This window comes from Jiangella muralis (genome assembly GCF_001270745.1).
In the GTDB taxonomy this organism is placed as follows: Bacteria; Actinomycetota; Actinomycetes; order Jiangellales; family Jiangellaceae; genus Jiangella; species Jiangella muralis.
In genome coordinates, this window is sequence record NZ_LFXL01000059.1 from 1 (window position 1) to 25691 (window position 25691).

The 25691-nt window shown below is 73.2% G+C and carries 19 protein-coding genes, 1 rRNA gene and 1 pseudogene; 1 reads left to right on the forward strand and 20 read right to left on the reverse strand.

Annotated features, from left to right (window positions below):
- Positions 1-694: 694 nt before the first annotated feature.
- From ACW62_RS31720 to ACW62_RS36055, 17 genes and pseudogenes are all read right to left on the reverse strand, one after another.
- Positions 695-2344 (reverse strand): CTP synthase, encoded by a 1650-nt coding sequence (locus ACW62_RS31720; RefSeq protein WP_053208136.1) that lies wholly within the window; start codon positions 2342-2344, stop codon positions 695-697.
- A gap of 294 nt (positions 2345-2638) precedes the next feature.
- Positions 2639-3730, reverse strand: a complete 1092-nt coding sequence (locus tag ACW62_RS31725) for a glycosyltransferase (RefSeq protein ID WP_053208137.1) — start codon at positions 3728-3730, stop codon at positions 2639-2641.
- A 72-nt stretch (positions 3731-3802) separates the two neighbouring features.
- The gene (gene murJ / locus ACW62_RS31730) at positions 3803-5392 is read right to left on the reverse strand and encodes a murein biosynthesis integral membrane protein MurJ (protein ID WP_053208138.1); all 1590 of its coding nucleotides are present in this window, start codon (positions 5390-5392) and stop codon (positions 3803-3805) included.
- A 4-nt stretch (positions 5393-5396) separates the two neighbouring features.
- Positions 5397-6209, reverse strand: a complete 813-nt coding sequence (locus ACW62_RS31735) for a hypothetical protein (protein ID WP_053208139.1) — start codon at positions 6207-6209, stop codon at positions 5397-5399.
- Positions 6206-7186 carry a copper transporter gene (locus ACW62_RS31740; RefSeq protein WP_053208140.1) on the reverse strand — a complete coding sequence of 327 codons (981 nt, stop codon included), beginning with the start codon at positions 7184-7186 and terminating at the stop codon, positions 6206-6208. Before ACW62_RS31740 ends, ACW62_RS31735 begins: the two co-directional genes overlap by 4 nt.
- A gap of 1 nt (position 7187) precedes the next feature.
- The gene (gene steA, locus ACW62_RS31745; RefSeq protein ID WP_053208141.1) at positions 7188-8366 is read right to left on the reverse strand and encodes a putative cytokinetic ring protein SteA; all 1179 of its coding nucleotides are present in this window, start codon (positions 8364-8366) and stop codon (positions 7188-7190) included.
- A 142-nt stretch (positions 8367-8508) separates the two neighbouring features.
- Complete coding sequence (locus tag ACW62_RS31750) at positions 8509-10863, reverse strand: arylsulfatase (RefSeq protein WP_053208142.1); 2355 nt, start codon at positions 10861-10863, stop codon at positions 8509-8511.
- Positions 10864-10876: 13 nt separating this feature from the next.
- On the reverse strand, positions 10877-11272 hold the full coding sequence (locus ACW62_RS31755) for an SHOCT domain-containing protein (protein WP_053208143.1): 396 nt from the start codon (positions 11270-11272) through the stop codon (positions 10877-10879).
- 46 nt (positions 11273-11318) lie between these two features.
- The gene (locus tag ACW62_RS31760) at positions 11319-11858 is read right to left on the reverse strand and encodes a potassium channel family protein (protein ID WP_083460408.1); all 540 of its coding nucleotides are present in this window, start codon (positions 11856-11858) and stop codon (positions 11319-11321) included.
- A complete protein-coding gene (locus ACW62_RS31765; protein ID WP_053208144.1) occupies positions 11858-12298 on the reverse strand; it encodes an RDD family protein in 441 nt (146 codons plus the stop codon). The genes ACW62_RS31760 and ACW62_RS31765 overlap by 1 nt, the downstream gene beginning before the upstream one ends.
- Positions 12295-13299, reverse strand: coding sequence for a hypothetical protein (locus ACW62_RS31770; protein ID WP_053208145.1), 1005 nt, complete (start codon positions 13297-13299; stop codon positions 12295-12297). Before ACW62_RS31770 ends, ACW62_RS31765 begins: the two co-directional genes overlap by 4 nt.
- A 15-nt stretch (positions 13300-13314) precedes the next feature.
- Positions 13315-15312 (reverse strand): Vps62-related protein, encoded by a 1998-nt coding sequence (locus ACW62_RS31775; protein WP_240477472.1) that lies wholly within the window; start codon positions 15310-15312, stop codon positions 13315-13317.
- A 42-nt stretch (positions 15313-15354) separates the two neighbouring features.
- Positions 15355-17097 (reverse strand): DNA repair protein RecN, encoded by a 1743-nt coding sequence (recN, locus tag ACW62_RS31780; protein ID WP_053208147.1) that lies wholly within the window; start codon positions 17095-17097, stop codon positions 15355-15357.
- A 120-nt stretch (positions 17098-17217) separates the two neighbouring features.
- Entirely contained in the window at positions 17218-18123 is a 906-nt protein-coding gene (locus ACW62_RS31785; RefSeq protein WP_083460409.1) for an NAD kinase, read from the reverse strand.
- Positions 18120-18926, reverse strand: coding sequence for a TlyA family RNA methyltransferase (locus ACW62_RS31790; protein ID WP_053208148.1), 807 nt, complete (start codon positions 18924-18926; stop codon positions 18120-18122). Before ACW62_RS31790 ends, ACW62_RS31785 begins: the two co-directional genes overlap by 4 nt.
- 7 nt (positions 18927-18933) lie before the next feature.
- Entirely contained in the window at positions 18934-19170 is a 237-nt protein-coding gene (locus ACW62_RS36050; protein WP_053208149.1) for a hypothetical protein, read from the reverse strand.
- A 304-nt stretch (positions 19171-19474) separates the two neighbouring features.
- Positions 19475-20485, reverse strand: a pseudogene (locus tag ACW62_RS36055) (HAD-IIA family hydrolase); the annotation flags it as partial.
- A gap of 66 nt (positions 20486-20551) precedes the next feature.
- Between ACW62_RS36055 and ACW62_RS31805 the strand changes: the two are divergent.
- On the forward strand, positions 20552-21787 hold the full coding sequence (locus ACW62_RS31805; RefSeq protein ID WP_053208150.1) for a DUF1015 family protein: 1236 nt from the start codon (positions 20552-20554) through the stop codon (positions 21785-21787).
- Here ACW62_RS31805 and ACW62_RS31810 read toward each other — a convergent pair.
- From ACW62_RS31810 to rrf, 3 genes are all read right to left on the reverse strand, one after another.
- The gene (locus ACW62_RS31810; RefSeq protein WP_053208151.1) at positions 21752-22234 is read right to left on the reverse strand and encodes a single-stranded DNA-binding protein; all 483 of its coding nucleotides are present in this window, start codon (positions 22232-22234) and stop codon (positions 21752-21754) included. The genes ACW62_RS31805 and ACW62_RS31810 overlap by 36 nt on opposite strands.
- Before the next feature lie 658 nt (positions 22235-22892).
- The gene (locus ACW62_RS35525) at positions 22893-23534 is read right to left on the reverse strand and encodes a tetratricopeptide repeat protein (protein WP_053208152.1); all 642 of its coding nucleotides are present in this window, start codon (positions 23532-23534) and stop codon (positions 22893-22895) included.
- A gap of 1792 nt (positions 23535-25326) precedes the next feature.
- Positions 25327-25444: ribosomal RNA gene (gene rrf / locus ACW62_RS31825) — 5S ribosomal RNA — on the reverse strand.
- Positions 25445-25691 lie beyond the last annotated feature (247 nt).

Genomic DNA, 25691 nt, shown 5'->3' on the forward strand with positions numbered 1-25691 from the left:
TTGCCCAGCCCCAGACTCGGCGGTCCGAGGCCAGCCTCGCTGGATGAGTGAGTCCGATTGATCGGGTGGACGGTTCGCCGTCGTGCGGCGGTTTGCCCGCATGGCCACGTGGGGCCGTCCCCCTGCTGCCCATTGTCTTGGCCGCACCTATCAGGGCGACGGAGGAAGTGCGGGCACCGGCCAACCCCTGTCAGCCATGATCATCAACCGCTGGCGACGTCATGATGTCGCTGATCGTTGATGATCATGTAGATCCGCCCGGGTGCACCGTTTGGCCGTCCCCGACTCCCGCCGCCGTCTTCGATGGCGGGGGCCGTGTTTCGGTCGCCGTTCGCGCGGTTCTCACCATCGAGGACGGTGGCCGCGGTTGCGGAAGTCGCGGCCCCGCCTCCATGACCCGAGTTGATCATGGCGGCGGGCGGCGAGGTGTGCCCAGTCTTTCCCCGTCCCCCTGATAGGTGCCCGTTCTCAGACCGCGGGACCGCGGGTCAAGCGGCTGAGAAAATGGGCAGCAGGGGACGGCCAAGGTGGCGGCCTCCGGCGGACGGTCCGGCCAGCCAACGAGAACCCCGGCCCGACCGAGTTGACCGGCCTGACGGGCCGGTCGTCAGCGGCTGCGGCCTCGGGAGACGCACCCTTTCCTCGGACCCCGGCCACACAGGCTGCGTAGCCAAGATCAATCGGACTCACTCAACTAGGAGACGACCGCCGGTTCGACGTCGACCGGGAGTTGCGTCTCCTGCTGCCGGGCGACGGCCGCCGCGACCAGGCCCGTGAACAGCGGGTGCGCGCGGGTCGGCCGCGACTTCAGCTCCGGGTGCGCCTGGGTGGCGACGAAGAACGGGTGGACGTCACGGGGCAGCTCGACGAACTCGACCAGCGTGCCGTCGGGTGACGTCCCGGACACCACCAGCCCGGCCTTGACCAGGCGGTCGCGGTGCTCGTTGTTCACCTCGTAGCGGTGCCGGTGCCGCTCGGTGACGCGGCTCGCGCCGTACAGCTCGCGCGCCAGCGTCCCGTCCCCGAGCACCGCCGGATACGAGCCCAGCCGCATGGTGCCGCCGAGATCGCCCTGACCGGCGACGATGCTCTTCTGGTCGGCCATGGTCGCGATGACCGGCTCGGGCGTCTCGGGGTCGAACTCGGCCGAGCTGGCCTGCACCAGGCCGGCCTCGGACCGGGCGTACTCGATGACCATGCACTGCAGGCCCAGGCACAGCCCGAGGGTCGGCAGCTGGTGCTCGCGGGCGTACCGGATGGCGCCGATCTTGCCCTCGATGCCGCGGATGCCGAACCCGCCCGGGATGACGACGCCGTCGACGTCGCCGAGCTGGGCCGCGGCACCCTCGGGCGTCTCGCACTCGTCGGACGGCACCCAGCGGATGTGCACCTTCGCGTCGTTGGCGAACCCGCCGGCCCGCAGCGCCTCGGTGACCGAGAGGTACGCGTCGGGGAGGTCGACGTACTTGCCGACCAGCGCGACGGTGACGTCGTAGCGCGGGTGGTGGACGCGGCGCAGCAGCTCGTCCCACGCCGTCCAGTCGACGTCGCGGAAGGACAGCCCGAGCCGCTTGACGACGTAGGCGTCGAGGCCCTCGGTGTGCAGCACCTTCGGGATGTCGTAGATGGACGGCGCGTCGACGGCGGCCACGACGGCCTCGGCGTCGACGTCGCACATCAGCGAGATCTTCTTCTTCACGCCCGCCGGGATGGGCCGGTCGGACCGGCACACGATGGCGTCGGGCGTGATGCCGACCTGGCGCAGCGCGGCGACGGAGTGCTGCGTCGGCTTCGTCTTCAGCTCGCCCGACGGCGCGAGGTAAGGCACCAGCGAGACGTGCAGGAAGAAGCAGCGGTCGCGGCCGACGTCGTGGCGGACCTGCCGCGCGGCCTCGAGGAACGGCAGCGACTCAATGTCGCCGACGGTGCCGCCGATCTCGTGGATGACGACGTCGACGTCGCCCTCCCCGATGGCGATCATGCGGTCCTTGATCTCGTTGGTGATGTGCGGGATGACCTGGACGGTGTCGCCCAGGTACTCGCCGCGGCGCTCTTTCGCGATGACGTCGGAGTACACCTGGCCGGTGGTGACGTTCGCGGACTTGTTGAGGTCGCGGTCGAGGAACCGCTCGTAGTGGCCGACGTCGAGGTCGGTCTCGGCGCCGTCCTCGGTGACGAACACCTCACCGTGCTGGAACGGGTTCATCGTCCCGGGGTCGACATTGAGGTAGGGGTCGAGCTTCTGCATGGTGACCCGCAAGCCGCGGGCGGTGAGCAGGCTCCCCAACGAGGAGGCCGTGAGCCCCTTACCGAGGGAGGAGGCGACTCCTCCGGTCACGAACACATGGGTAGTCGGCTGCAAGGCCAAGAGGGGCTCCCGTGGTCAATCCGTCAACTGGCGGTTCGGCGACGAAACGCTGAACCTTTGCTCCACGGACCTCCAGCCTAACAGTCCCGGAGCACTCGGCGGGCCGACTCGCCGGAGCCGGTGTTCGCCGTCGTAGAACTTGATGAGATCTTTCCCCGATCAGGGTGGCTTGCCGATCTTGATCCGGTACGTTTGGCTTCGGCCACTTTCCCCCGTGGTGGCCACCGCCCCCGCCGGACTCGCGGCTGGCGGGGGCGGACCAAGCCTGCGTCAACGCCCGGTGAGGTCCCGGCAGAGGTCGGCGACCAGCCGGGCGTTGTCGTCTTCGTCGGGCCAGGTCTCGGCCTGCTTGCGGCCGCGTGCGCCGAGCTCGGCCCGGCTCCGCGGGTCGTCGAGCAGGGCGCTGACGGCGTCCGCGACGGCCCCGGCGTCGCCCACGGGCACGATCGTCGCCCCGTCGCCGACCAGCTCGGGCACGCCGCCGGCCGCCGTCGTCACCACGGGCAGGCCGACCTGCATCGCCTCCTGGATGACCAGCGGGCGGCCCTCCCAGACCGACGTCAGGACGTAGACGTCCGCGGCGCCCAGCAGGTCGGGGACGTCGGTACGCCGGCCCAGCAGCCGCACCGGCAGGTCGTCGCGGGCGACGGCCGCGGCCAGCTCGTTCTCCAGGGGCCCGTCTCCGGCCACCACGACCAGCGGCGACGGGGTGCGCTCGGCCCAGCGGGCGGCGGCCGCCAGCAGGACGTCCAGGCCCTTCTGCTCGGCCAGCCGGTTGACCGCCAGCAGCAGCGGCCGGTCCCCCGCGCCCAGCTCGGCCCGGACGGCGGCCGCGTCGCGCTTGGCGGGCTGCACGCGCGGCGCCGCGACCGGGGCCAGCCGGACGTCCGGCGCGCCGAGCTCGCGGGCCCGGGCGACGAGGTCGGACGAGACGCCGAGCGTGACGTCGGCTCGGCGCGCCGCCAGCCGCTCCAGGCCGGCGATCAGCACCCGCTTCGGGCCGGTCGCGATGACGGCGTTGTGCCAGGTGGCCAGTAGCGGGACGCGTCCAGGGCGCCGCCGGCCCAGCGCCAGCCCGGACAGCGCGGCCGCCCGGAACCCGTGCGCGTGCACGACGTCGGTGCCGCGGAACGCCCGTCGCAGCCCCCGGACCGCCGCGACGTCGGCCGGCGGGTTCGGCGCGCTGCCGATGCGGACCGGCGCGAACCGGGCGCCCGCGCCGGTGAAGTCGAACCGTTCCTCGGTCTCCGGCGGGCCGGCCACGCCGACCTCGATGCCGAGCCCGCCCAGCCGCTGCACCAGCGACCGCACGTGCATGCCGACGCCCCCCGCCGTCATGCCGACGACGATCGTCAGCCTCATTCTCGCTCCTCCGTCCCAGGCCCCATGATCATCAACCTTTTCGGTCGTCATGGCAGCACAAATGGTTGATGATCATGGGCGCAACCCGCGCAACTCGCGCAGCACGGGCCACGCCAGCGCCCCGGCGACCGCCGTCACCGCCGCGGCCGCCAGGAGCCCGGCCAGCACCAGCGACGCCGTCGACCCCGGGCCGAACGCCGACGCCACCGCCCACCCGGCCGCACAGCCCACACCGGCCGCCACCGCGCCCACCACGAACGTCCGCGCCACCCCGGCCAGCGCCACGCCGCCGGAGTCGCGCACGACGCCGGCCAGCAGCAGTACGCCGGCCACACTCAGGCCGGCCGTGTGCGCCAGGCCGAGCGCCGCCGTCGTCCCCTCCTCCCCCACCGACGACGTCAGCGTGACCGCCAGCCCGATGACCACCAGCCAGCCGGTCGCCGTCGCCGCGGCCGCCGTCTTGCCCCGTCCGCGCGCGTACAGGGCCCGGCCCAGGTGCGCGACCAGCCCGTAGCCGACCAGGCCCGGGGCGAACGCCACCAGCGCCCACGCCATGCGCTCCGGCGGCGCGTCACCGGCCCCGATGGCGGCGAAGAACCGGGCCACCGGCCAGGCCACCGCCGTCAGCACGGCCGCGCCCAGCAGCGACACCAGCACTACCGCCCGCGTCGACCTCGCCAGCACGGACGCGTACGACGACTGCGACGTCTCGGCGTGCTCGGACAGCCGCGGGAACGCCGCCGTCGCGATCGGGACGGCCAGCACGGCGTACGGCAGCAGGAACACCATCCAGCTGTTCAGGTAGGTCACCGCGCCGCCGGTGCCGCCGTGCTCGTTCGACATCAGGTACGACGTCAGGTACGCCAGCTGCTGCGCGACCAGAGTGACCAGCCCGGCCCCGGCCAGCACGACGGCCCGCCGCCTGACGCCGTCCGGGAAACGCAGCGTCGGCCGCAGCCCGGTCACCCGCAGCAGCATCGGCACCAGCGTCGCCAGCGCCAGCGCGAGCACGCCGAGCGTCGTCCCGCCGGCCAGCACCAGCTCGTCGCGGCGGTCCAGCGTCGACAGGTCGTTCGGGTCGCCGGTGAACACCGCGCCGAACGCCACGTACGCCCCGGCCACGACCAGGCTCGACAGCACCGGCGCCAGCGCGGCCGCCAGGAACCGGCGGTGCGCCTGCAGCGTCCCGGCGGTCACGACGGCGATCCCGTACAGCGGGATCTGCGGCAGGAACAGCAGCAGCATGGAGCGCCCGACGGTGACGCCCTCGGAGCCGCCGGCATCGCCCAGCATCAGCTCCATCAGCGGCCCGGCGATCAGCACGCCGAGCAGCGCCACCGGCACCAGCAGCACCAGCGTCCAGCCGAGCAGCGCCGACACCGTCTGCTTGACGTGCTCGTGGTCGCCCCGCCCGGCCGCGGCGGCCAGCAGCGGGACGACGACGCCGGCCAGCGCGCCGCCGGCGACGATCTCGAAGACGACGTTGGGGATCGCGTTGGCGGTCGCGTACACGCTGCCGAGCAGCGTCTCGCCGACCTGCGACTGGAAGACCAGCTGACGGCCGAAGCCGACCACCCGGGCCAGCACGCTGACCACGGCGATCAGCGCCGCGCCCCCGGCGATCCCGGCGGCCGCCCCGGCGGCGACCCGGCGTGGGTTCACCGGGTCAGGTCTGGCGGCCGAGGCCGTCGAGCTCGCGCAGCACCGGCGTGCGCTCGATGACCTTGGTGAAGCTGACCTTCTCGCTGGCCAGCGTGAGCCCGGTGACGACGGCGAGGTGCACCAGCCGCGCGGCCCGCCCCTCGCGGGCGACCAGCGCCAGCCCGAGCAGCGCGCCCAGCGTGTTGGCACCGGCGTCGCCGAGCATCGTGCGCTCGCCGAGGTCGTCGGGGAGCAACGCCAGCGCGGTGCCGACGGCGGCGGCACCGACCGGCGCCGCCGGGCCGCCGAGGACGGCCGGCGCGTGCAGCAGCACGGTCTTGTTGGCCCGGCCGGGCCGGAGGTCGAGCAGGTTCAGCAGGTTCGCGTGCCCGGCGACGGCGGCGCCTCCGATGGCGGCGTCGACGACGTTGTCGCTGACCAGCGCGCCGCCGATGACCCCGGCCGCGCCGATGACGCCGATCTTCACGACGCCGCTGGTGACCTCGCCGGACTGCAGCGCGGTCAGGTGGCCGCGCAGCCCCTTGCTGGCCGTCGAGCCGAACAGGTCGTCGTAGAGCCCGACGGCGCCGACGGCGACCGCGGCGGTCACCCCGGCGGTGCGGACCCGTGCCGGCAGCCCCGGCGCGACGGCGACGCCCGCGGCGGCGCCGGCGGCAGCGGCCGGGCCGGCTGCCAGCGTCAGCGTCGAGCCGCGGAAGTTCTTGCGCTCCCACAGTTCGGCGCCGCCGGGCTTCGCGTCGCCGATCTTGCGGGCCGCCAGCCAGGCGACGGCGCCCGCGGCGCCGGCCGCGACCAGCGACCCGACGATGCGCCTCACGGCGAGCCCTCTTCGGTCGGCTCGTCGGTGACCGACGCGCCGGGTTCCTCGGGCACCGGCGGCAGCGCGCCGTCGGTCTCGCCCACCACGCCGTACTGGCCGGAGCCGCCCCCGGCCTGCTCGCTCAGCGCGAAGACGACGGCCGCGCGGCCGCTGGGCAGGTCGACGGAGTCGACGGTGGACACGACCTCGGCGAGATCGCCGTTGTCGCGGATGGTGCGCAGCAGGCCGTCCTCGGCGGTCGAGGCGGGACCGGCCACGACGGTGCCGGCGTCGGCGGCGTCGATGCCGCCCACCAGCGTGGCCAGCCGGTCCAGCCGGTCTTCCGCGTCGTCGCCGGAGACGTTGCCCGCGACCAGCACCGCCATCGACGGCGCCACCGACGCGTCCTGCTCGAGCGTGATGAGGTCGGACTCCTCGAACGCCGTGACCGTGGCGGTGTCGATGGTCTCGTGCGAGGCACCGGCCTCGGTCGGCGGCGCCATCAGCGCGGCCGCCAGCACCGCGGCGCCGCGGGCGTACCCGCCGCCGTCGGCAGGCAGCTCGGTGCCGGACGTGACGAGCTCGGTGGCCAGCTCGTCGAGCGTCGGCTCGGAGTCGGGGTCGGTCCACGTCGGCTCGATGCGGACGGTGAGGTCGGCCGTCGCACCGGCCTGCACCAGCGTGTCGCGCACGGCCGTGACGGTCTCCTCGTCGGCGCCCGGCAGCGCGATGACGCCGATGTACTCGCCCTCGAGCTGGCCGGTGACCAGCCGCGGCGTGACCTCTTCGAGGAATGCCTGCTGGTATGCGGTGTCGCGTTCGGTGTCCTCGAGCTGCTGGCGCAGGTCGCGGTTCTCGTCGCGCAGCGACGACGTCTGCTCGGCCAGCGTGTCGTCGACGGTGTCGCCGAGCGGGCCCGCGCCGAGCACGATGCCGGCCGCCAACGCGAAGAAGACAGCGATGATCGAGACCAGGTGGTAGCGAAAGTCGATCACGTCAGAAGAGTCCCTTGACCCAGAAATAGAAGCGGTCCCACCACGAGCCCACGATGTCGAGATAGGCCTGGCCCGTCGGGGTGGAGTACATGGCGGCCACGACCGCGGTGATGCCCGCGACGACGAGCACGGCCAGCATCCACGCCGGGACGCTGCTGTGGTAGAGCCGGCTGACGCCCTTGGCGTCGACCAGCTTGCTGCCCACCCGCAGCCTGGTGAGGAAGGTACTGGCCATGCCGGAGCGGCCCTTGTCGAGGAACTCGACCAGGGTGGCGTGGGTGCCGACGGCCACGATGAGGCTGGCGCCCTTGTCGTCGGCCAGCAGCATGGCGATGTCCTCGCTGGTGCCGGTGGCCGCGAACGGGATGCCGGACAGCCCCATGCGTTCGAGCCGACCCAGGCCCGGCGCGCGGCCGTCGCGGTAGGCGTGTACCACCAGTTCGGCGCCGCAGGACAGCACGTCGTCGGAGACGGAGTCCATGTCGCCGACGATGAGGTCGGGCTTGAGGCCGACCTCCATCAGCGCGTCGGCGCCGCCGTCGACGCCGATGAGCACCGGGTCGTACTCGCGGATGTACGACCGCAGCGTGGCGAGGTCTTCCTTGTAGTCGTACCCGCGCACGACGATGAGGACGTGCCGGCCGTCGAGGTCGGTGCGGATCTCGGGCACGCCGACGCCGTCGAGGAGCAGCTCGCGCTCACGCTTGAGGAACTCCATGGTGTTGGCGGCGAACGCCTCGAGCTGCGCGGACAGGCCCTCGCGGGCCGCGCTCATCAGCTTGGCGAGGCTCTCTTCGTCGTGCCGGATGCCGACGCCGACGGCCTCGCCGGTGGCGTCGCGGTACAGCGTGGTGCCGTCGACGCGCAGCCGCTCGCCCTCTTTGACGGCGCTGAAGAGGTCGGGGCCGACGTCGTCGATCAGCGGGATGCCGGCCCGGACGATGATGTCGGGCCCGAGGTTCGGGTAGCGGCCGCTGACCGACGGGCGGACGTTGACGACGGCGCCGGCCTGGCAGGCGACGAGCGCCTCGGCGGAGACGCGGTCGAGATCGAGGTGGTCGATGACGGCGATCTCGCCCGCTTTGAGCCGTTTCGTCAGGTTTTTGGTGCGGTGATCGAGGCGCACGACGCCGCTGACCCCGGGCAGGTCATCGGGCTTGCGGCGGCGTAGTGCAGGCATCCTCACCAAGCGAATCCTGCCACGTCCGGGCCCGTAACACCGCATCGGTCCGGTGTGTGTTGGCCGATTCCCACAGGTTCACCGGGACCGCGACGGCCGATCTCCGGGCCGGGTCCGGGACGGGTTCCGGCCCGGCCGGCGGTCACTGGCGAGCCAGCGCGATCCGGATCTCCGCGGCGTGGTCGACGACGCTGTCGCCGGACACGTCGTACACGATCCGGTCGATGCTGCCGGTGAACGGGAACGGCGCCGCATACACCTCGCTGACCGGCGATCCGGCGTCCGCGCCGACGGCGATGCCCGACGCCAGCCCCATGGCGATCGGGATCGTCACCGGCAGTTCGCCGGAGCCGATCGACTCGCCGTCCACGAACAGCGTCAGGGTGCCGGGCGTGCCCTTCCCCTCCTCCAGCCGGGCCTCACCCGTCGGCTCGAACTCGAGGCTCAGCGCGTGCCGGCCGGGCGGGACGGTGCCCTCGGAGACGACGTGGAACTCCTGGTCGGCGACGTAGTTGTAGACGTAGTGCAGGCGCTCGTCGCGCAGGAAGAACGCGAAGCCGCCGTCGATGCCGCCCTGCGAGACCAGCACGCCCTCGGCGCCGTCGTCCGGGACCGTGACCAGTGCCGTGATCGTGTGCGCCCGGTTGACCAGCCGCGGCGCGACCACCGACGGCACCTCCTGGGTGCCCGGACGGTAGACGTAGCGGGTGCGCGGCGGCGCGATCGTCGGCCGGTCCTCGGCCAGCCGCTGCTGCCCCCGTCCGTCGACCGGCAGCACGTTGTACTTGCCGGCCTCGGTGTACCACTGGGAGATCAGCTCGATCAGCTTGTCGCGCTGCTCGGCGGCGAGGTCGTGGTTCTCCGTCGGGTCCTCGTCGACGTGGTAGAGCTCCCAGCCGCTCGCGTCGAGGGCGGCCAGGTCGGCGGCGGTGATCGGGGTGCCGAACGAGCGGCCGGCCTCGGCGAAGGACGGGCCCGGCCACGGGCAGACGGCGCGCCAGCCGTCGTGGTGGATCGCGCGCGTCCCGAGCATCTCGAAGTACTGCGTGACGTGCCGGGTGGGCGCGTCCGCGGCGTCGAAGGTGTGCGCGAAGCTGACCCCCTCCAGCGGCGACTGCGTCACGCCGCGCAGCTGGCCCGGCGGCTCCAGCCCGAGCGCGTCCAGCACCGTCGGGACCAGGTCGATCGCGTGCGCGTACTGGGTGCGCACCTCGCCGCGGGCGGCGATCCCGCGCGGCCAGTGGACGATGAACGGGTCACTGACGCCGCCTCGATAGGTCTCGCGCTTCCAGCGGCGGAACGGCGTGTTGCCGGCCCACGCCCAGCCCCACGGGTAGTGGTTGAAGTGCTTCGGGCCGCCCAGCTCGTCGATGGCGGCGAGGTTCTGCGGCAGCGACTCCGGCACGAAGTTGAAGAACTTGTTCTCGTTGACCGAACCGGTCGGGCCGCCCTCGGCGCTGGCGCCGTTGTCGGACAACACCATGACCAGCGTGTTCTCCAGCTCGCCGGACTCTTCGAGGAAGTCCAGCAGCCGCCCGATCTGGTGGTCGGTGTGCGTCAGGAAGCCGGCGAACACCTCCATCATCCGGGCGTACAGGCGGCGCTCGTCGTCGGTGCAGTCCTCCCACAGCTGCACGTCCGGGTCGTGCCGCGACAACTCGGCGCCGGACGGCAGCAGCCCCAGCTCGCGCTGCCGGGCGAACACCCGCTCGCGGTAGGCGTCCCAGCCGTCGTCGAACACGCCCGCGTAGCGGTCGGCCCACTCGCGCGGGACGTGGTGCGGCGCGTGCATGGCGCCGGTGGCGAAATAGAGGAAGAACGGCTTGTTCGGCGCGACCTGCTTGGCGTCGGCGATGAACCCGATCGCGGTGTCGGTGAGATCCTCGGTGAGGTGATAGCCCTGCTCAGGGGTCCGGGGCGGCTCGACGCGGTGGTTGTCGCGGGTCAGCTCCGGATAGTACTGGTGCGTGTCGCCGCCCATGAACCCGTAGTAGCGCTCGAAGCCGCGGCCCAGCGGCCAGCGGTCGTACGGACCGGCCGCCGACGTCTGGTCGGCCGGGGTCAGGTGCCACTTGCCGACGGCGTAGGTGTTGTAGCCGTGGCCCAGCAGTGTCTCTGACAGGAAGCCGTTCTCGAACGGGATGTAGCCGTCGTAGCCCGGGAAGCCGGTGGCGATCTCGGTGATCCCGGCCATGTGGTTCGAGTGGTGGTTGCGGCCGGTGAGCACGCACGACCGCGTCGGCGAGCACAGCGCCGTCGTGTGCATGCCGGCGTACCGCAGGCCGCCGGCGGCCAGGCGGTCCAGGTTCGGCGTCTCGATCGGGCTGCCGTAGCAGCCGAGCTGGCCGAAGCCGGTGTCGTCCAGGATCACGAACAGCACGTTCGGCGCGTCGCCGGCCGCCCGGCGCGGTTCCGGCCAGGCCGGTTCCGACACGTCGAACGTCCGGCCCACGACGCCGGGGAACGCCCGCCCCGCCGGGTACTCAGTCAGCGGCATCCCCGTTCCCCCCTCAGACCAGCAACTTCGCCTTCTGCGACTGGAACTCCTCCGGGCTGAGCACCCCCTCGTCGCGCAGCCGCGCCAGCTTCGACAGCTCGTCGGCCGTGCTCGCGCCGGCCCCGTCGCTCGCCGCGTCGCGGACGTACTCGCGGAACGCCTCGTCACGCTGCTGGTAGTCCGCCGCCATCCGCTCGGCCATGCCGGAACCGCGCGCGATCAGGTAGATCAGCGCACCGAACAACGGCAACACCAGGATGAAGATCGTCCAGAGCGCCTTCGACCAGCCGCCGAGGTCCTTGCTGCGGAACACGTCGGTGAGCAGTGTCACCAGCAGCCAGATCCAGGCGATGAACAGGAAGAACCAGAGCATCGTCAGGAACAGGTTCAGGAGCGGGTAATCGTCCATGGTCCACCTCCGACCGACAGCCTGGCCCGCGCCGGGCCTGTGCTCCTCACCCCTCGCGGGTGATCCCGGGCGGTTCGGCCTCGCCGTGCTCTCCCTGAGTCCGCGCGAGGCTCAGCCGGTGCGCGATCTGCGACGACGCGACGGCGAACAGCGCGCCGATCACGACCAGGTCGAACACGATCTGCACCATCGCCGCGATCCGCCCCGCCTGCCCGACCGCGTGCACGTCGCCGTAACCGACCGTGCCCAGCGTGACGACGGCGAAGTAGAGCGCGTCGGTGCGGGTGCTCAGGCCATCGAACTGGTCCGGGTCGTTGCGCTCCATCAGGTAGTAGGTCAGCGCGAAGAACACCACCACGATGTAGAGCACCGCCAGCAGGCCGGACACCCGGGCCCGCGTCTGGCCGAGGTGCTTGGCGAAGCGGCGGACCTCGTGCAGGGTCAGCCAGATCAGGCCGGCCACCCCCGCCACGAACGCCGCCGCGCCGACGACCTCCGGCGGGTCTTCGGGCGCGTCCAGCGGCAGCGTGTAGTAGACGAGGATCGTGCAGGCCAGCATGCCCGCACTGCGCAGGACGTTCCTCATCACGCCGCCTCCCTCGGCGGGTCGTACACCACCGCCGTCCGGGCCACCACATCGCCGACGGCGCGGGTGTCGCGGCTGACCAGGGTCCACAGCACCCCGATCGGGAACACCACCGTGACGACGGCGCGCACCAGCGCCCGCCCCACGCCCAGTGGTCCCGCCGCCGACCGGTCCGCCCGAGTCACGACGCGCAGGCCGAGCACCAACTGGCCGGGCGTCCGCCCGGTGAGCGCCCATCCGGTGGTCAGGTACGCCACGACCAGCAGCGAATGCCCCGCCCCGAACGCCCACCCCGGCACCGGCGGCAGTTCGAACGGCGGTCCCTCCACCGTGTACCGGATCCCGCTCAGCACCAGCCCGGCCACCACCGTCGCCGCGGCCACCACCGCGACGTCGACCAGCGCCGCGGCGCTCCGCGACACCAGGCCCGCCCCGCTCACGGCGGCGCTCGCCCCGTCCCGTCGCCCTCGGCGCCGTCGGCTGCGGTCTGGTCGCCCACAGCCCCGCCGGCCGGGGGTTCCTCGCCGATCGCGCCGTTGCGGTCCCGTGCGTCCGTCACCCGGCCGCTGTCGCGGGGACGCCGGCGCAGCACCACCCGGTCGACGAAGCCGTTGAGCGCCCGGTCCGCCCCGGCGCTGCGCACCCGCACCGCGTCGACCGTCTCGGCGGCCATCCCGGCGCTGGACTCGCGCACGATCCGGCCCAGGTCGATGTCGTCCAGCACCCGCTCGACCAGCTCCGGCACCCGCAGCCGCACGATGACGGCGTCCAGGTCCACCCGCTCCACGACGGCATCGAGATCCACCCGGCTGACGACCGCGTTCAGGTCCACGCTGCCGACCACGCCGTCGAGGTCCACCCGGCGCACGATCCCGTCCACGTCCACCTCGTCCAGCACGGCGCCGACGTCGGTCGCGGCGACCGCGCCCACCACCGACCGCCGCCACGCCGACCGGAACAGCAGCGCCGCCTCACGCTCGTTCCGGCGCTGCTCCTCGCGGCCGATGCGGGCCAGCCGATCCACCCGCCGGGCCATCCCCGTGCGCCCGGCGACGACCGCACCGGCCCTGACCACTATCGATGCCGCTGCCTCGACCGGCATCGCGACCCCCGCGGCGACGTCCAGCGCTCGGCGGCTGGTCAGCGCGGCCAGGCCGAGCGCCGCCTCCCCCAGCCGGCCGGCCGCCGCGACCACCGTCGCCTCGGTCTCCGGCCGTTCAGGCGGTGGTGGAGGCGGCGGCACGGCGGGACCGTCCGCGGTCTGCCCGATCGCGCCGGCCGGGCCCGCCGGGCCGCCCTCAGGCCGGGACTCGCGGGCCGGCGAGGGCGCGACCAGCCTGGTCAAACCACGGACCGTCAGCCCGGCCCCTCCCACCAGCACCCGCCCGAACCGTCCGGCCGCCCGGACCGCCGCGGGCCGCTCCGTCCCGTCCGCCCCCATCGCGCCACCTCACCCTCACGGCAAGGCTCCCGCGGGCACCTCCGGCCGGTCCTCACCCGCGTCAGGTGATCCGGCCCGCAGGCTCAGATCGACGTACAGGTAGCCGAGCACGAGCGCGACGAACGGGATCGTGACGATGTAGACCAGCGCGGTGATCAGGTTGATCACGTTGAACGAGCCGTCGGACACCAGCAGCAGCACGACCCCCACGAACGGCCCCGTGATCGCGCCCAGCCCCACCACCAGCGCCGCGACCGCCGTCGCCCGCCACCACTGGCCGCGCACGACGTCGCGGCTGCGGCGGAACGCGGCGCCGGCCGGCTGGTCCTCCATCATGACGGCCTGGAGGGCGAACCCGTTGCGCACCGCGTAGATCAGCGCGAGCGGCGCCGTGAACACGAACAGCAGCAGCGCCCACACGACGAGCACCAGCCGCACCGCCACCAGCGCCAGCGGCCGCAACTTGGCCCGGACGGCGCGGTACGCCGACAACACGGTCACCCGCTGCCCGTCGTCGAGGTCGCGCAGCGCCTGGGCCGTCGCCGCGACGACGCAGAAGTACGCGAGCAGCGAGATCGCCCCGCCCATCAGCACCACGACGAACACCGTCGCCGCGTTCTGGTCGCCGTCCGTGTCGACCAGCGACGTCAGCTCGCCGGCCTCGACCAGCACCCACTGCAGCCCTGCCGCCAGCAGCATGACCGGGACGTAGACCACGCCGATCCCGATGAACAGCAGCGGGTGCCGCGCGTACATGCGCCGCGCGGCGACGATGATCCGGCCCCAGCTGCGCCGCTGCCTGACGGGGTACGGGTCGCCCGGTCCCCAGCTGGTGCGGCTGGCGACCAGCGCGAGCAGCGCGACGAGCACACCCAGGCCGACCAGCACCGCGGGTGGGTTGCGGATCAGCTGCCGCAGCAGGTTCGACCCGCCGGCGACGACGCCGCAGAACGCGTCGGTGGCGCTCGGGCCCAGCGACGCGCCGAGCGGGACGGTCGCGCTGGAGTCGCGCCAGCTGGTCTCGGACCAGCGGATCGGCGCCGTCCACTGGGTCTTCATGTTCGGGCCGGTCGGGCCGTTGTAGAACGCCTCCTGACGTTCGCCCCACCGGCCCTGGAATCCCAGCCACGGGAAGCCGGCCCGGTAGTCGTCGGTGGGGATGACGGCGGTGCTGGTGCGCAGCTGGGTGTGCGGTCCGGTGGCGTCGTCGCAGCCGACGCCGGTCGCGGAGCTGGCGCCGAGGTACAGCGCCGGGCTGAAGAAGTTCGCGTGCGACCCCTCGGCCGGGTAGACGACCGGGCGGGTGCCGTCGACGATCTCCAGCTTGTCGTCGCCCCAGTCGGCCCGCTCGGCGCCGGAGTGCTGGCTGTACCCGATGCCGGCCGGGTCGACCTCCAGGGCGGACTCCGCGTCGGGGGCGTCGAAGACGAGCTGGATCATCTCCCAGTCGCCCTCGTGCAGGTTGTTGAAGTCGTTGAAGACGTAGAAGAACCAGTACTGCACGGCGAGCTGGTCCGGCCGGGCGGCGTCCTCGACGACACGGCCGTAGACGGTCGGGACGGTGCCGCTGCTGATGGTGCGGGCCCACTGCTCGTAGCCGCAGCCGGGGTCGAGCGCGTCGCCGGGGAAGTCGAGGTGGTAGTCGAGCAGGCCGGCGCCGAGGTCGTCGGCGCTCGGCCCGATGTCGACCAGGTCGTTCGTCGTCCATGGCCCGCGCAGCGCCACGCCGTCGTTGTCCATCAGGACGTCGACGTCGGCAGGCAGGTACGGTTCACCGTCGCCACACGGTTCGAGCTGCTCGCGAACCCGCACGACCGGCGCGTACCGCTCGACCAGCTCCTCTTCGGCGGGCTCCAGGGTGCGGACGGCGGAGGTCGAACTCGTGACGGGGACGGCGTCGACGATGACCGTTGCGGGCGGGCCGGCCGGTGTCGCCGCGGCCGGGGCGTCGGCCAGAACCGTGGGCATCGTCGTCGCCGCGACCGCGACCAGGGCGAGCAGCGCCGGGACCATGGCGATCACCTTAGCTCCAGGCCAGACCCGTGGGCAGGAGGTTCAGCGACCCCGCTTGGAGCTGGCCGCGGTCTCGAGCAGTTCCTCGGCGTGCGCCCGCGCCGACGCCGACCCCTCGAGTCCGGCGAGCATGCGCGAGAGCTCGCTCACCCGGCCGGTGTCGTCGAGGGTCTCAACGCCGCTGCTGGTGACGCGGCCGTCGTCGGACTTCACGACCTTGAGGTGGTGGTCGGCGAACGCCGCGACCTGCGGCAGGTGCGTCACGACGAGGACCTGCGCGTGCTTGGCGAGCATGGCCAGCCGGCGGCCGACCTCGACCGCCGCCTTCCCGCCGACCCCCGCGTCGACCTCGTCGAACACGAACGTCGGGACCGGGTCGGCGCCGGCGAACACCACCTCGATGGCCAGCATGAGCCGGGACAGTTCGCCGCCGGACGCGCCCTTGTCGAGCGGCCGCGGCGCCCCGCCGTTGTGCGCGGTGAACAGGATCTCGACGTCGTCGACGCCGGTGGGCCCGAAGCCGTCGCGGGGGCGGACCTCGACGATGATGCGGGCGTGCGGCATGGCGAGAGCGGTGAGCTCGACGCTGACGTCGTCGGCGAACGTCGCGGCCGCATCGGTGCGAGCCTTGGTGATGGTGGCGGCGAGGTCGCCGAGTTCGGCGAGCAGCGACTCCTTCTCGGCGCCCAGGGTGGCGACGCGGTCGTCGTCGCCGTCGAGCTCGAGCAGCCGGCGCGAACCGGCCTCGGCCCAGCTGAGCACGTCGTCGAGGGTGTCGCCGTACTTGCGGGTCAGCCCGGTGAGGGCGGCACGGCGCGACTGCACCTCGGCCAGCCGCTCCGGATCGGTGTCGACGGCGGAACTGTAGGACGCGAGGTCGGCCGCGACGTCGCCGACGAGGTACGCGGCCTCGGCCAGCCGGTCGGCGAGCCCCGCCAGCTCGGGGTCGTGGTCGCGCTCGCTCTCGAGCGCCTGCCGGGCGTGGGCCAGCAGCCGGAGCACGTCGGTGTCGTCCTGGCCGGTGTCGTCGGCGGAGAGGCTCTGGTGCGCGGCGACGGCGGCGGTGCGCAGCCCGTCGGCGTGGGCCAGCCGGGCCTCCTCGGCGCGCATCGCCTCTTCCTCGCCGGGCTGCGGGTCGACGGCCTCGACCTCGCCGAGCCCGAGCCGCAGCAGGTCGGCTTCCTGGGCGCGTTCGCGGGCCTTCGACGTGACCTCGCCCAACTCGGCCTCGACGGCGCGCAGCCGGGCGTAGCGGGTGGCGTACTCGGCCAGCGGCTCGGCGACGGCGGCGCCGGCGAACCGGTCGAGCGCGCCGAGCTGCCGCGACGAGCGCAGCAGCCGCTGCTGGTCGCTCTGCCCGTGCACGGCGACCAGGCCGTCGGCAAGCTCGACGAGCAGGCTCACCGGCGCGCTGGTGCCGCCGACGTGAGCACGCGACCGCCCCTCGGCCATGACGGTGCGGCTCAGCAGCAGTTCGACGCGTTCCTTCTTGTTCTTTCCCGTACCGCGGGATCCGGCGGGCTCGAGTTCGGCGCCGGCCTCGGCGGCCCGCTCGGCCACCGTCCCCCCGGCGTCGATCGTGACGCGGCCCTCGACCAGCGCGCGGCTGTTGCCGGTGCGGACGGCGCCGCCGTCGGCGCGGCCGCCCATGAGCAGGTTGAGGCCGGTCAGCACCATGGTCTTGCCGGCGCCGGTCTCCCCCGTGACGACGGTGAGCCCGGGCCCCAGCTCCAACTGGGCGTCATCGATGACGCCGAGTCCACGGATACGGATTTCCTCAAGCACGGGACCTCAGCCTACCGTCGCGAAGCCGCTGGACACGGTTGCGACTTGTCGGTGGATGCGTGATTGTTCCTGGCCGCCGGGCCCGCTCGCGCCGGACGCCGCCGGATCCGCGGTTCCCGGTCATGAGCGCGCGCCGCGCCAGCCCTCGACCGGGAGCGCGAACTTGGCGACCAGCCGGTCGGTGAACGGCGCCGTGTGCAGCCGCGCGAGCCGGACCGGTTGCGTCCCGCGGCAGACCTCGACCCGTGCGCCGGGCGGCAGCTCGACCGCACGCCGTCCGTCGCACCAGAGGATCGCGCCGCGCGTGCTGTGCTGCACCGTCACCGCCATGACCGAGGACGGCGCGACCACCAGCGGCCGGGCGAACAGGGCGTGCGCGCTGATCGGGACCATCAGCAGCGCCTCGACCTCCGGCCACACCACGGGGCCGCCGGCGCTGAACGCGTACGCCGTCGATCCCGTCGGCGTGGCCATGACGACGCCGTCACAGCCCCACCGCGACAGCGCCCGCCCGTCGATCTCGGCGACGAGGTCGAGCATGCGCTCGCGGCTGGCCTTCTCGACGCTGACCTCGTTGAGCGCCCAGCCGACGGCGGTCTGCGCACCGTCGTGCCGCACGGCGACATCGATGGTCATGCGTTCCTCGACGACGTAGTCGCGCTTCACGATGTGGTCGACGGTGAACCCGAGGTCGTCGACCTCGGACTCGGCGAGGAAACCGACGTGGCCGAGGTTGACGCCCAGGATCGGCGTGCCGGTGGGCCGGGCGACCTCGGCGCCGCGCAGGATCGTTCCGTCGCCGCCGATGACGACGACCAGTTCGCAGCCGTCGGCGGCGTTCGGATCACCCTCGGCGACGACCGCCGCGACCCCGTGGTCGGACTCGGGGATGTCGATGTCGTGACGTTCGTCGGCCATGACGCGGACGTCGACGCCGGCCGCGCCGAGCTTGCCGATCACCTTCGCGGCGATCTGTCTGGCCTCCTCGCGCCCGGTGTGGGTGACGAGCAGCACCGTTCGGGTCATGGCGGCCCTTCCTCGACAGCGCGCTGGACGTCTTCGGGGCGGACCTCGGGCGCGCCGGAACGCAGCCAGAGGAAGTACTCCACGTTGCCGGACGGGCCGGGCAGCGGGCTCGCGGTGACGCCGTTGACGCCCAGGCCCAGTTCGCCGGCCGCCCGCGCGACGTCGAGCACGGCTTCGGCCCGCAGCGCGGGATCGCGCACGACGCCGCCCTTGCCGACGCGCTCCTTGCCGACCTCGAACTGCGGCTTCACCATCAGCGCGAAGTCGGCGCCAGGTCTGCTCACCGCCGCCAGCGGGCCGAGCACCAGCCGCAACGAGATGAATGACAGGTCGCCCACCACGACGTCGACCGGCTCCCCCACGATCTCCAGCGTCAGCTCACGGACGTTCGTGCGATCGTGCACCTCCACCCGGTCGTCGGACCGGATCGACCACGCCAGCTGCCCGTACCCGACGTCCACCGCCACCACGGATGCCGCGCCGCGCCGCAACAGAACGTCGGTGAAGCCACCGGTCGACGCGCCGGCGTCGAGGCACCGACGTCCGGCGACCGTCAACCCGGCCGGCTCGAACACGTCCAGCGCACCGGCCAGTTTGTGGCCGCCGCGCGAGACGTACTCGTCGCCCTCGGCCGGCTCGGTCACCAGCACCGCGTCGGCCGGATCGACCGCCGTCGCCGCCTTCGTCGCAACCCGCCCGCGGACCATCACCCGGCCGTCACCCACCAGCGTCGCCGCATGCTCCCGCGAGCGGGCCAGGCCACGGCGCACCAGTTCCGCATCGAGGCGTCGACGAGGTGGCACCGCGCGATCAGCCTTCGCCGTCGCCGGGCGAGGCAACGGCACCGTCGGCGTCGGCGTCGTCACCGAAGTCGTCGTCGGCCACCGCGTCGGGCTCACCCGACAGCCTGTCCTGCAGCACCTGATGGACCCGCTCGACCACCGAGGCGTGCTCGTGCACCGGCAACCCCTCGAGCGCATCGAGCGTCCGCACCGCCTCGTCGACCTGGGCGTCTCCGCTACCGCCGTCGTCCGTCAGTTCCTGCATGACGACAACGCTAGTACGGCCGCGTGGGCGCACGGGTGATTCGGGCGGCATCGAGCGCTGCCCGGACCGACGCCGGGTCGGCGGCGGTCCCGCTGCCTGCCTCGGCGGCATCGGCCGCGGCCCAGACGGCGCCGCATGCCGCCCGCAGCGCGTCGAGCCCGCCGTCACTCGCACCGTCGCCCGAGCCGTCGCCGCCTGCACCGCCACCGCCTGCACCGCCACCGCCCGTCCAATCGCCGTCGGCTCCATCGCCGCTGCCGCCACCACCGTGTGCGCCAACCCCGTCGGATCGACCGCCGCCAGCTCCATCGCCGCTGGCGCCACCACCGCGCGCGCCAAGCTCGTCGGCTCGATCGCCGTCGGCTCGATCGCCGTCGGTTCCGTTGCCGCTGGCGCCGTCGCCGCGCGGGCCGGCCTCGTCCGCCGTGACCCGGGTGAGCCGCAGCGTCCCGCCGTCGACCACCGCGTGCCAGTCGCCCACCTTCGACTCGCCCGCACGAACCGACAACGCCTCCGCCGGTAACCTCAGCGCACGCAGGTCGTACCCCACGTAGGTGGGACGCAGCCGCGGCGGCGCGAGCACGAGGTCGATGGGATCGGTCACGCCGGTGAGCACCAGCAGACTGTCCGCACCGGCCGCGTTGGCCCCTTCGATGTCGGTGTCGAGGCGGTCGCCGACCACCAGCGGCCGCTCCGCCCGCGAGCGCAGCATGGCCTCGCGGTGCATCGGCGGTTCCGGCTTGCCGGCGACGACCGGTTCGCGCCCCGTGGCCGTTCGGATGGCGTCGACCAGCGTGCCGTTGCCCGGCGCCCGCCCACGATCGGTCGGGACGACCGGATCGGTGTTCGTGGCGATCCACGGCAACCCGGAGGAGACCGCGTAGGTGCCCTCCGCGAGCAACGGCCAGCCGACGTGCGGCGAGAATCCTTGCACGACCGCGACCGGGCCGTCGTCGGCGCTCGAGACCGGGATCAGTCCCTGTTCGCGCAGTGCCACCTCGAGCCCTTCGCCGCCGACCACCAGCACCTTCGAGCCGCTGGGCAGCTGCTCGGCGAGCAGCCGCGCGGCCGCCTGCGCCGACGTGACGACCTCGTCGGGCCGTGCGTCGACGCCGATCTCGCTGAGGTGCGCGGCGACCCGTTCCGGCGGCCGGGAAGCGTTGTTGGTGACGAAGGCCAGCCGCATGCCGGCCGTACGGGCCAGCCGCAACGCGTCCGGCGCGTGCCGCACCGCGTTGGCGCCGACGTAGACGACGCCGTCGAGGTCGAGGAGGGCGACGTCGTAGGTCTGAGTCAGGGGCTGCACGGCACCCATCCTCCCAGCAGGTTCCCCCGGTGGTCGTGGCCGGTCGGCCGGGGCGGCCCGCGTACCATCCGCTAGATGACCACCGCCGGGCCGCCGTTGCGGCTGACGCCGTTCCGCGCGACCACGTACGCACCCGGCGCCGACCTGGCCGCGGTGGTGTGCCCGCCGTACGACGTGATCGGCGACCGCGCGCTCGCCGAGTTCGAGGCTCATGACCCGCACAACATCGTCCACCTGACGCTCCCCCGGCCCCTGCCGGGAGACGGCGACCGGTACGCCCGGGCCGCGCACACGCTGCGAGAGTGGCGCGAAGCGGGTGTGCTGCGCCGCGATCCGTCGCCGGCGCTGTACGTCTACCAACACGTGACCGCCGGGGGTTCGGCGATCGGCCTGGTGGGCGGCGTCAGTCTGGACGGACCCGTTCTTCCTCATGAGAACACCTTTCCCGGCCCGGTGGCCGACCGCGCCGCGCTGATGAGCGCGACCCGGATGCAGCTCGAGCCGATCCTGCTGACGTATGACGGCGGCGGCGCGGCCAGCGAGGTCGTCGACCACGCGGCCGGCACGGAGCCGCACCTGGAGTTCACTGTTGCCGGCGAGTCGCACCAGCTCTGGCGCATCGACCGGCCGGACGCACTGGCCGCCGTCGCCGCCGACCTGGCCGGCCGGACCGCGCTGATCGCCGACGGGCACCATCGGTTCGCCGCCTACCGCGCCGTGCACGCCGCCGACCCCGACCCTGCCGCCACCGACCACGGCCTGGCCCTGCTGGTCGACGCCGCGCGGCATCCGCTGGAACTGCGCGGCATCCATCGCAGCGTCTCCGGGCTGACCCTCGACGACGCGGCAGCCGCCGCGGCGAAGGCGTTCGACGTCGTCGCACTCGCTGCCGACGACGACCCCACTGCCGCGCTCGAGGCCGAGCGAGGCACTGCGTTCGTCATCGGCGACGGGCAGCGACAGGCGCTGTTGCGCTCGCCGCAGCCGGCGACCCTCGCCGAGGCCGTCCCGGCCGACCGTCCTGACGGCTGGGCCGCCCTGGACTCCGGCGTGCTGGTGGACCTGCTGCTGGCTCACCTGTGGGGCGTCGACGACTCCGATCCGCGCGTGACGTACCACCACGACCGCCGGGACGCGCTGCGCGTGGCTGGGCGCGGCGCGGGGGTCGCCGTGCTGGTGCGGCCGCCTGTGTTGGCGGACGTCCTGGCCCTCGCGGCCCGCGGCGAGCGGATGCCACGCAAGTCGACGTCGTTCGGGCCGAAGCCGTGGACCGGGCTACTGATGCGCGACCTCGCCTCCGATCAGGACTAGGCGCCTCTCGGTCTGCGGATCGGGCTCCGGCGGGCGCTGCGTTGCCGCTGCCGGTGCTCCCGCCGCGCGCCTCTTCGGTGTCGGCGGTGGTTCGCGGGCCATGAAGTTGGCGGACTCGACCTCGATCTCGAACGTGCTCTGTCCGGGCCCGGCGCCCGAGCGCCAGAACCGGCGGCGGAGCGCACCCGTGATCTCGACTGTGTCGCCCTCGTCGAGAAGACGCAGGTTGCGCCGCTGCGCCGGCCCCCATGCGGTGCAGGTGACGGTGTCGACGCGGCGTGGTGCCGGAGGGCCCGCCGACGGGCGTGGCCGCTGGACCACCAGGCGCGTCGTCACGATCTCGTCGCCGCTGGGCAGCATGACCGCCTCGGGCTCGACGGACAGCCGGCCGATCAGCCGGACCTCGTTGGTGTGCTCGACCGGGCTCGTGCTCGTGCTCGTGCTCATCGTGCGGCTCCTTCGGGTGATGGGAAGTGGAACTGGTCCCATCGTGGGCGGGGATGAGGGAGCGCGCAGCTGCGGAATGGCGAATTGTGGATGAGCGGGCAAAGTGGTCGAGGCTGTGGACAAGGAGGACGGGTTTCCTTGCTCGCGGCGAAGTAGCCGGCGGCCAGACTTGCGGTCGCTGCCGGGACTTGCCTGCGATGCTGCTGGTCAGCTCCAACCGAGGCGGACGCACTGTCGCGACCGAGATCGGTCCGGTCGCCGGGGCGGCGCTCAACGCTACTGGCCGATCAGCCGCCGCTCAGTTCCGGCGACGCTGCTCCGCCAACCCACCGATCGCCGACCCGTCCCACCGTCTACTCGAGTGCGTGTGGTGTTTGGTCGCGATCACCTCGGGCGGACCGGCCGGTCGTCACCGGTCTGCCGACGGTGTTGCGCCGACGATATGGGCGATCGATCGCCGCCCGTTCCATCGTCGCCGTGGGCATGTGACGCTCAGCTGCAATCAGCCCGACCGCCGGTCAAGGACCGATCCGTCGACGATGCTGCGCCGTCAATGGGACGGGCGATCGCCGCCTGTCCCATTGACACCGTGGGCCCGCTTGGCGGTCAGACGTGATCCCGACCGCCGGTCAAGGACCAATCGCGTCGGCGTGGGTCGTCAGTCCTCGCCCAGGTCGGCCGCTCGCTCGGCGGCGTCGGTCTCCTCGTCGACATCGGCTTCGGCGGCGCGGACGAACCAGCGGCGGGCTTCCTTGTCCCGTCCGGCGGCCAGCAGCGCATCGGCGTAGGCGTAGCGGAGGCGGGCGACCCACTCGGCGCGGGCGTTCGAGCGCAGCTCGGGGACCTGCAACGACACCGCGGCAGCCTCGTGGTCGCCGAGGTCGCGGCGGGCACCGGCGGCGACGATGAGCATCTCGACCCGGCCAGCGGTATTCAGGCCGGTGACGGCGGGATCGTGCGCGAGATCGAGCGCGCGCTGCGGACGGCCGAGGCCACGTTCGGCGTCGGCCATCATCGGCAGGTACTCGGCCGATCCGGTCATCCGGCGGGCGGCCCGCAACTCGGCCAGCGCGTCGGCGTACTTGCCAGCCAGGTACGCGGCGACGCCGGCGGCCTCGCGGACCACGCCGATACGGCCGGCCTTCCGCCGCGCGGCCATCGCGTGCTCGTACGCCTGCTCGGGGTCGTCCTCGAGCAGGCGCTGCGCCATCACCAGGTGACGGGCGACGGCGGCGGACATCTGGCCGGACAGCGCGCTGAGCTCGGACCTGATCTCCTCGTCCAGCTCGCGGCCGGTCACGTCCTCGTCGACGACAGGATCGGGGACGCGGGGCGCGCTGCTCGGTCCCGGCGCCGTACGAAATCCGTCGCTGCCGTCGGCCGGGCCGCGAGAGGCGCCTCCACGTGGGCCACGGTCACCGCCGCCACGGCGTTCGCCGCCCGGGCGATCGCCACCACGCCCGCCCGACGGGCCTCCGCCCCAACGGCCACCGGCCGAGTCCGAACCGCGGCCACCGCCGCCGGAGGAACGGCCGCCACCGCGCGAGTCGTCGCCGGAGCGGGGACCATAACTACCGCCCGAGGAACGGCCGCCACCACGGGAGTCGTCGCCGGAGCGGGGACCATAACTACCGCCCGAGGAACGGCCGCCACCACGGGAGTCGTCACCAGAGCGCGGACCATAACTACCGCCCGAGGAACGGCCGCCACCACGGGAGTCGTCGCCGGAGCGGGGACCATAACTACCGCCCGAGGAACGGCCGCCACCACGGGAGTCGTCGCCGGAGCGCGGACCATAGCCTCCGCCCGAAGGACGGCCGCCACCAGGGCCGCCGCGGCGTTCGCCGCTTCCGGAGCCACGGTCGTCGCGGCGGCCGCGCGCACGTGGGTCATCGCCGCGTGGGGAGTAGGAGCGTCCACCGGACGGGCGGTCGCCGCCGCCGCCGCCGCCGCGGGAATCATCGCTGGAGCGAGGGCCGGAGGACCGGCCACCCCCACCACGAGGGTCGTCGTCGCGCGGTGGGTAGGAGCGCCCACCGGAGGGGCGACCGCCACGGGAATCATCGCTGGAACGCGAGCCGGAGGGGCGACCACTACCGCGGGAGTCGTCGCCGCGAGGGCCAGAGCCCCGACCACCGCCGCGCGAGTCGTCCGGGCGGTTGTACGAGCGCCCGCCGGAGGGGCGACCACTACCGCGGGAGTCGTCGCCGCGAGGGCCAGAGCCCCGACCACCGCCGCGCGAGTCGTCCGGGCGGTTGTACGAGCGCCCGCCGGAGGGGCGACCACTACCGCGGGAGTCGTCGCCGCGAGGGCCAGAGCCCCGACCACCGCCGCGCGAGTCGTCCGGGCGGTTGTACGAGCGCCCGCCGGAGGGGCGACCACTACCGCGGGAGTCGTCGCCGCGAGGGCCAGAGCCCCGACCACCGCCGCGCGAGTCGTCCGGGCGGTTGTACGAGCGGCCACCGGAGGGGCGACCACCGCGTGGATCATCGCTGGAACGCGAGCCGGAGGGGCGACCGCCGCCGCGGGAGTCGTCGCCGCGAGGGCTGGAGGAGCGATTGCCGCCACCGCGGTCGTCGTTGGAACGCGGGCGGGAGGGACGGCCGGCGCCGCGCGAGTCGTCGCCGGAGCGGGAGGGGCGGCCGGTGCCGCGGGAATCGGGCTTGCCAGAGTCGCCGGAGCCACGCCGGGGCGCACCCCCGGGAGATCGATCGTCTCGGCCACCGCCGCTTCGCCCAGCTCGGCCGTCGTCGGACGGATCCGGCGTGCCTTGGCGGTCGGGACCAGACATCGATGATTCCTCTCGTTCCGCTGGCGGTCACCCACATTCTCCCCCGCCAACCACCGATCTGGCGTATCGGGCTGCGCCGAGTGCCGTTGGCCGGCACCGGGCGGGCCTAGAGTGCCGTCCGCGCTGGCCGGCCGGCGGAGGGCCGGCCATTCGCCCGTCGGGCCGGCGTCGGCCGGCTGGCGGTGGGCGCGCCCTTGCGGTGTGCGGCCGGCCTCGCGTGGCGTGTGGTCGTGGTGGTGGACGTGGTGAAGGCCCACCCCGGGGTTGCTTGGTTGGGGTGGGCCTTCACTCTTGGGTGTGTGTCCGGCGGTGTCCTACTCTCCCACCCCCGCTAGAGGGCAGTACCATCGGCGCTGGAGGGCTTAGCTTCCGGGTTCGGAATGGGACCGGGCGTTTCCCCTGCCGCTATGACCGCCGGCACGTCTATTGAGTTGTCACCGTCTCCCGGCACCGTCCACCCCCTCGAACCACCGTGTGGTGCTGGTGGTGTGGGGTGTGTGCCTGGGGTGTGGTGCCTGTTCGTTGGAACAGAACCGTATAGTGGACGCATTTTTCGCATGTTCAGCAGGTACTCGCCCCGCCACGAGGTGGAGGGGTGGGTGGGTGTGGTCAAGTCCTCGGCCTATTAGTACCGGTCAGCTTCACCCATTGCTGGGCTTCCACGTC

Excerpts from the sequence above, each read along its gene's own strand:
- ACW62_RS31725 (WP_053208137.1), bottom strand. The coding sequence starts at position 3,730 with ATGAGGCTGACGATCGTCGTCGGCATGACGGCGGGGGGCGTCGGCATG.
- steA (WP_053208141.1), bottom strand. The coding sequence starts at position 8,366 with ATGCCTGCACTACGCCGCCGCAAGCCCGATGACCTGCCCGGGGTCAGC.
- ACW62_RS31750 (WP_053208142.1), bottom strand. The coding sequence starts at position 10,863 with ATGCCGCTGACTGAGTACCCGGCGGGGCGGGCGTTCCCCGGCGTCGTG.
- ACW62_RS31755 (WP_053208143.1), bottom strand. The coding sequence starts at position 11,272 with ATGGACGATTACCCGCTCCTGAACCTGTTCCTGACGATGCTCTGGTTC.
- ACW62_RS31760 (WP_083460408.1), bottom strand. The coding sequence starts at position 11,858 with ATGAGGAACGTCCTGCGCAGTGCGGGCATGCTGGCCTGCACGATCCTC.
- ACW62_RS31770 (WP_053208145.1), bottom strand. The coding sequence starts at position 13,299 with ATGGGGGCGGACGGGACGGAGCGGCCCGCGGCGGTCCGGGCGGCCGGA.
- ACW62_RS31775 (WP_240477472.1), bottom strand. The coding sequence starts at position 15,312 with ATGGTCCCGGCGCTGCTCGCCCTGGTCGCGGTCGCGGCGACGACGATG.
- ACW62_RS31785 (WP_083460409.1), bottom strand. The coding sequence starts at position 18,123 with ATGACCCGAACGGTGCTGCTCGTCACCCACACCGGGCGCGAGGAGGCC.
- ACW62_RS36050 (WP_053208149.1), bottom strand. The coding sequence starts at position 19,170 with ATGCAGGAACTGACGGACGACGGCGGTAGCGGAGACGCCCAGGTCGAC.
- ACW62_RS31805 (WP_053208150.1), top strand. The coding sequence starts at position 20,552 with ATGACCACCGCCGGGCCGCCGTTGCGGCTGACGCCGTTCCGCGCGACC.
- ACW62_RS31810 (WP_053208151.1), bottom strand. The coding sequence starts at position 22,234 with ATGAGCACGAGCACGAGCACGAGCCCGGTCGAGCACACCAACGAGGTC.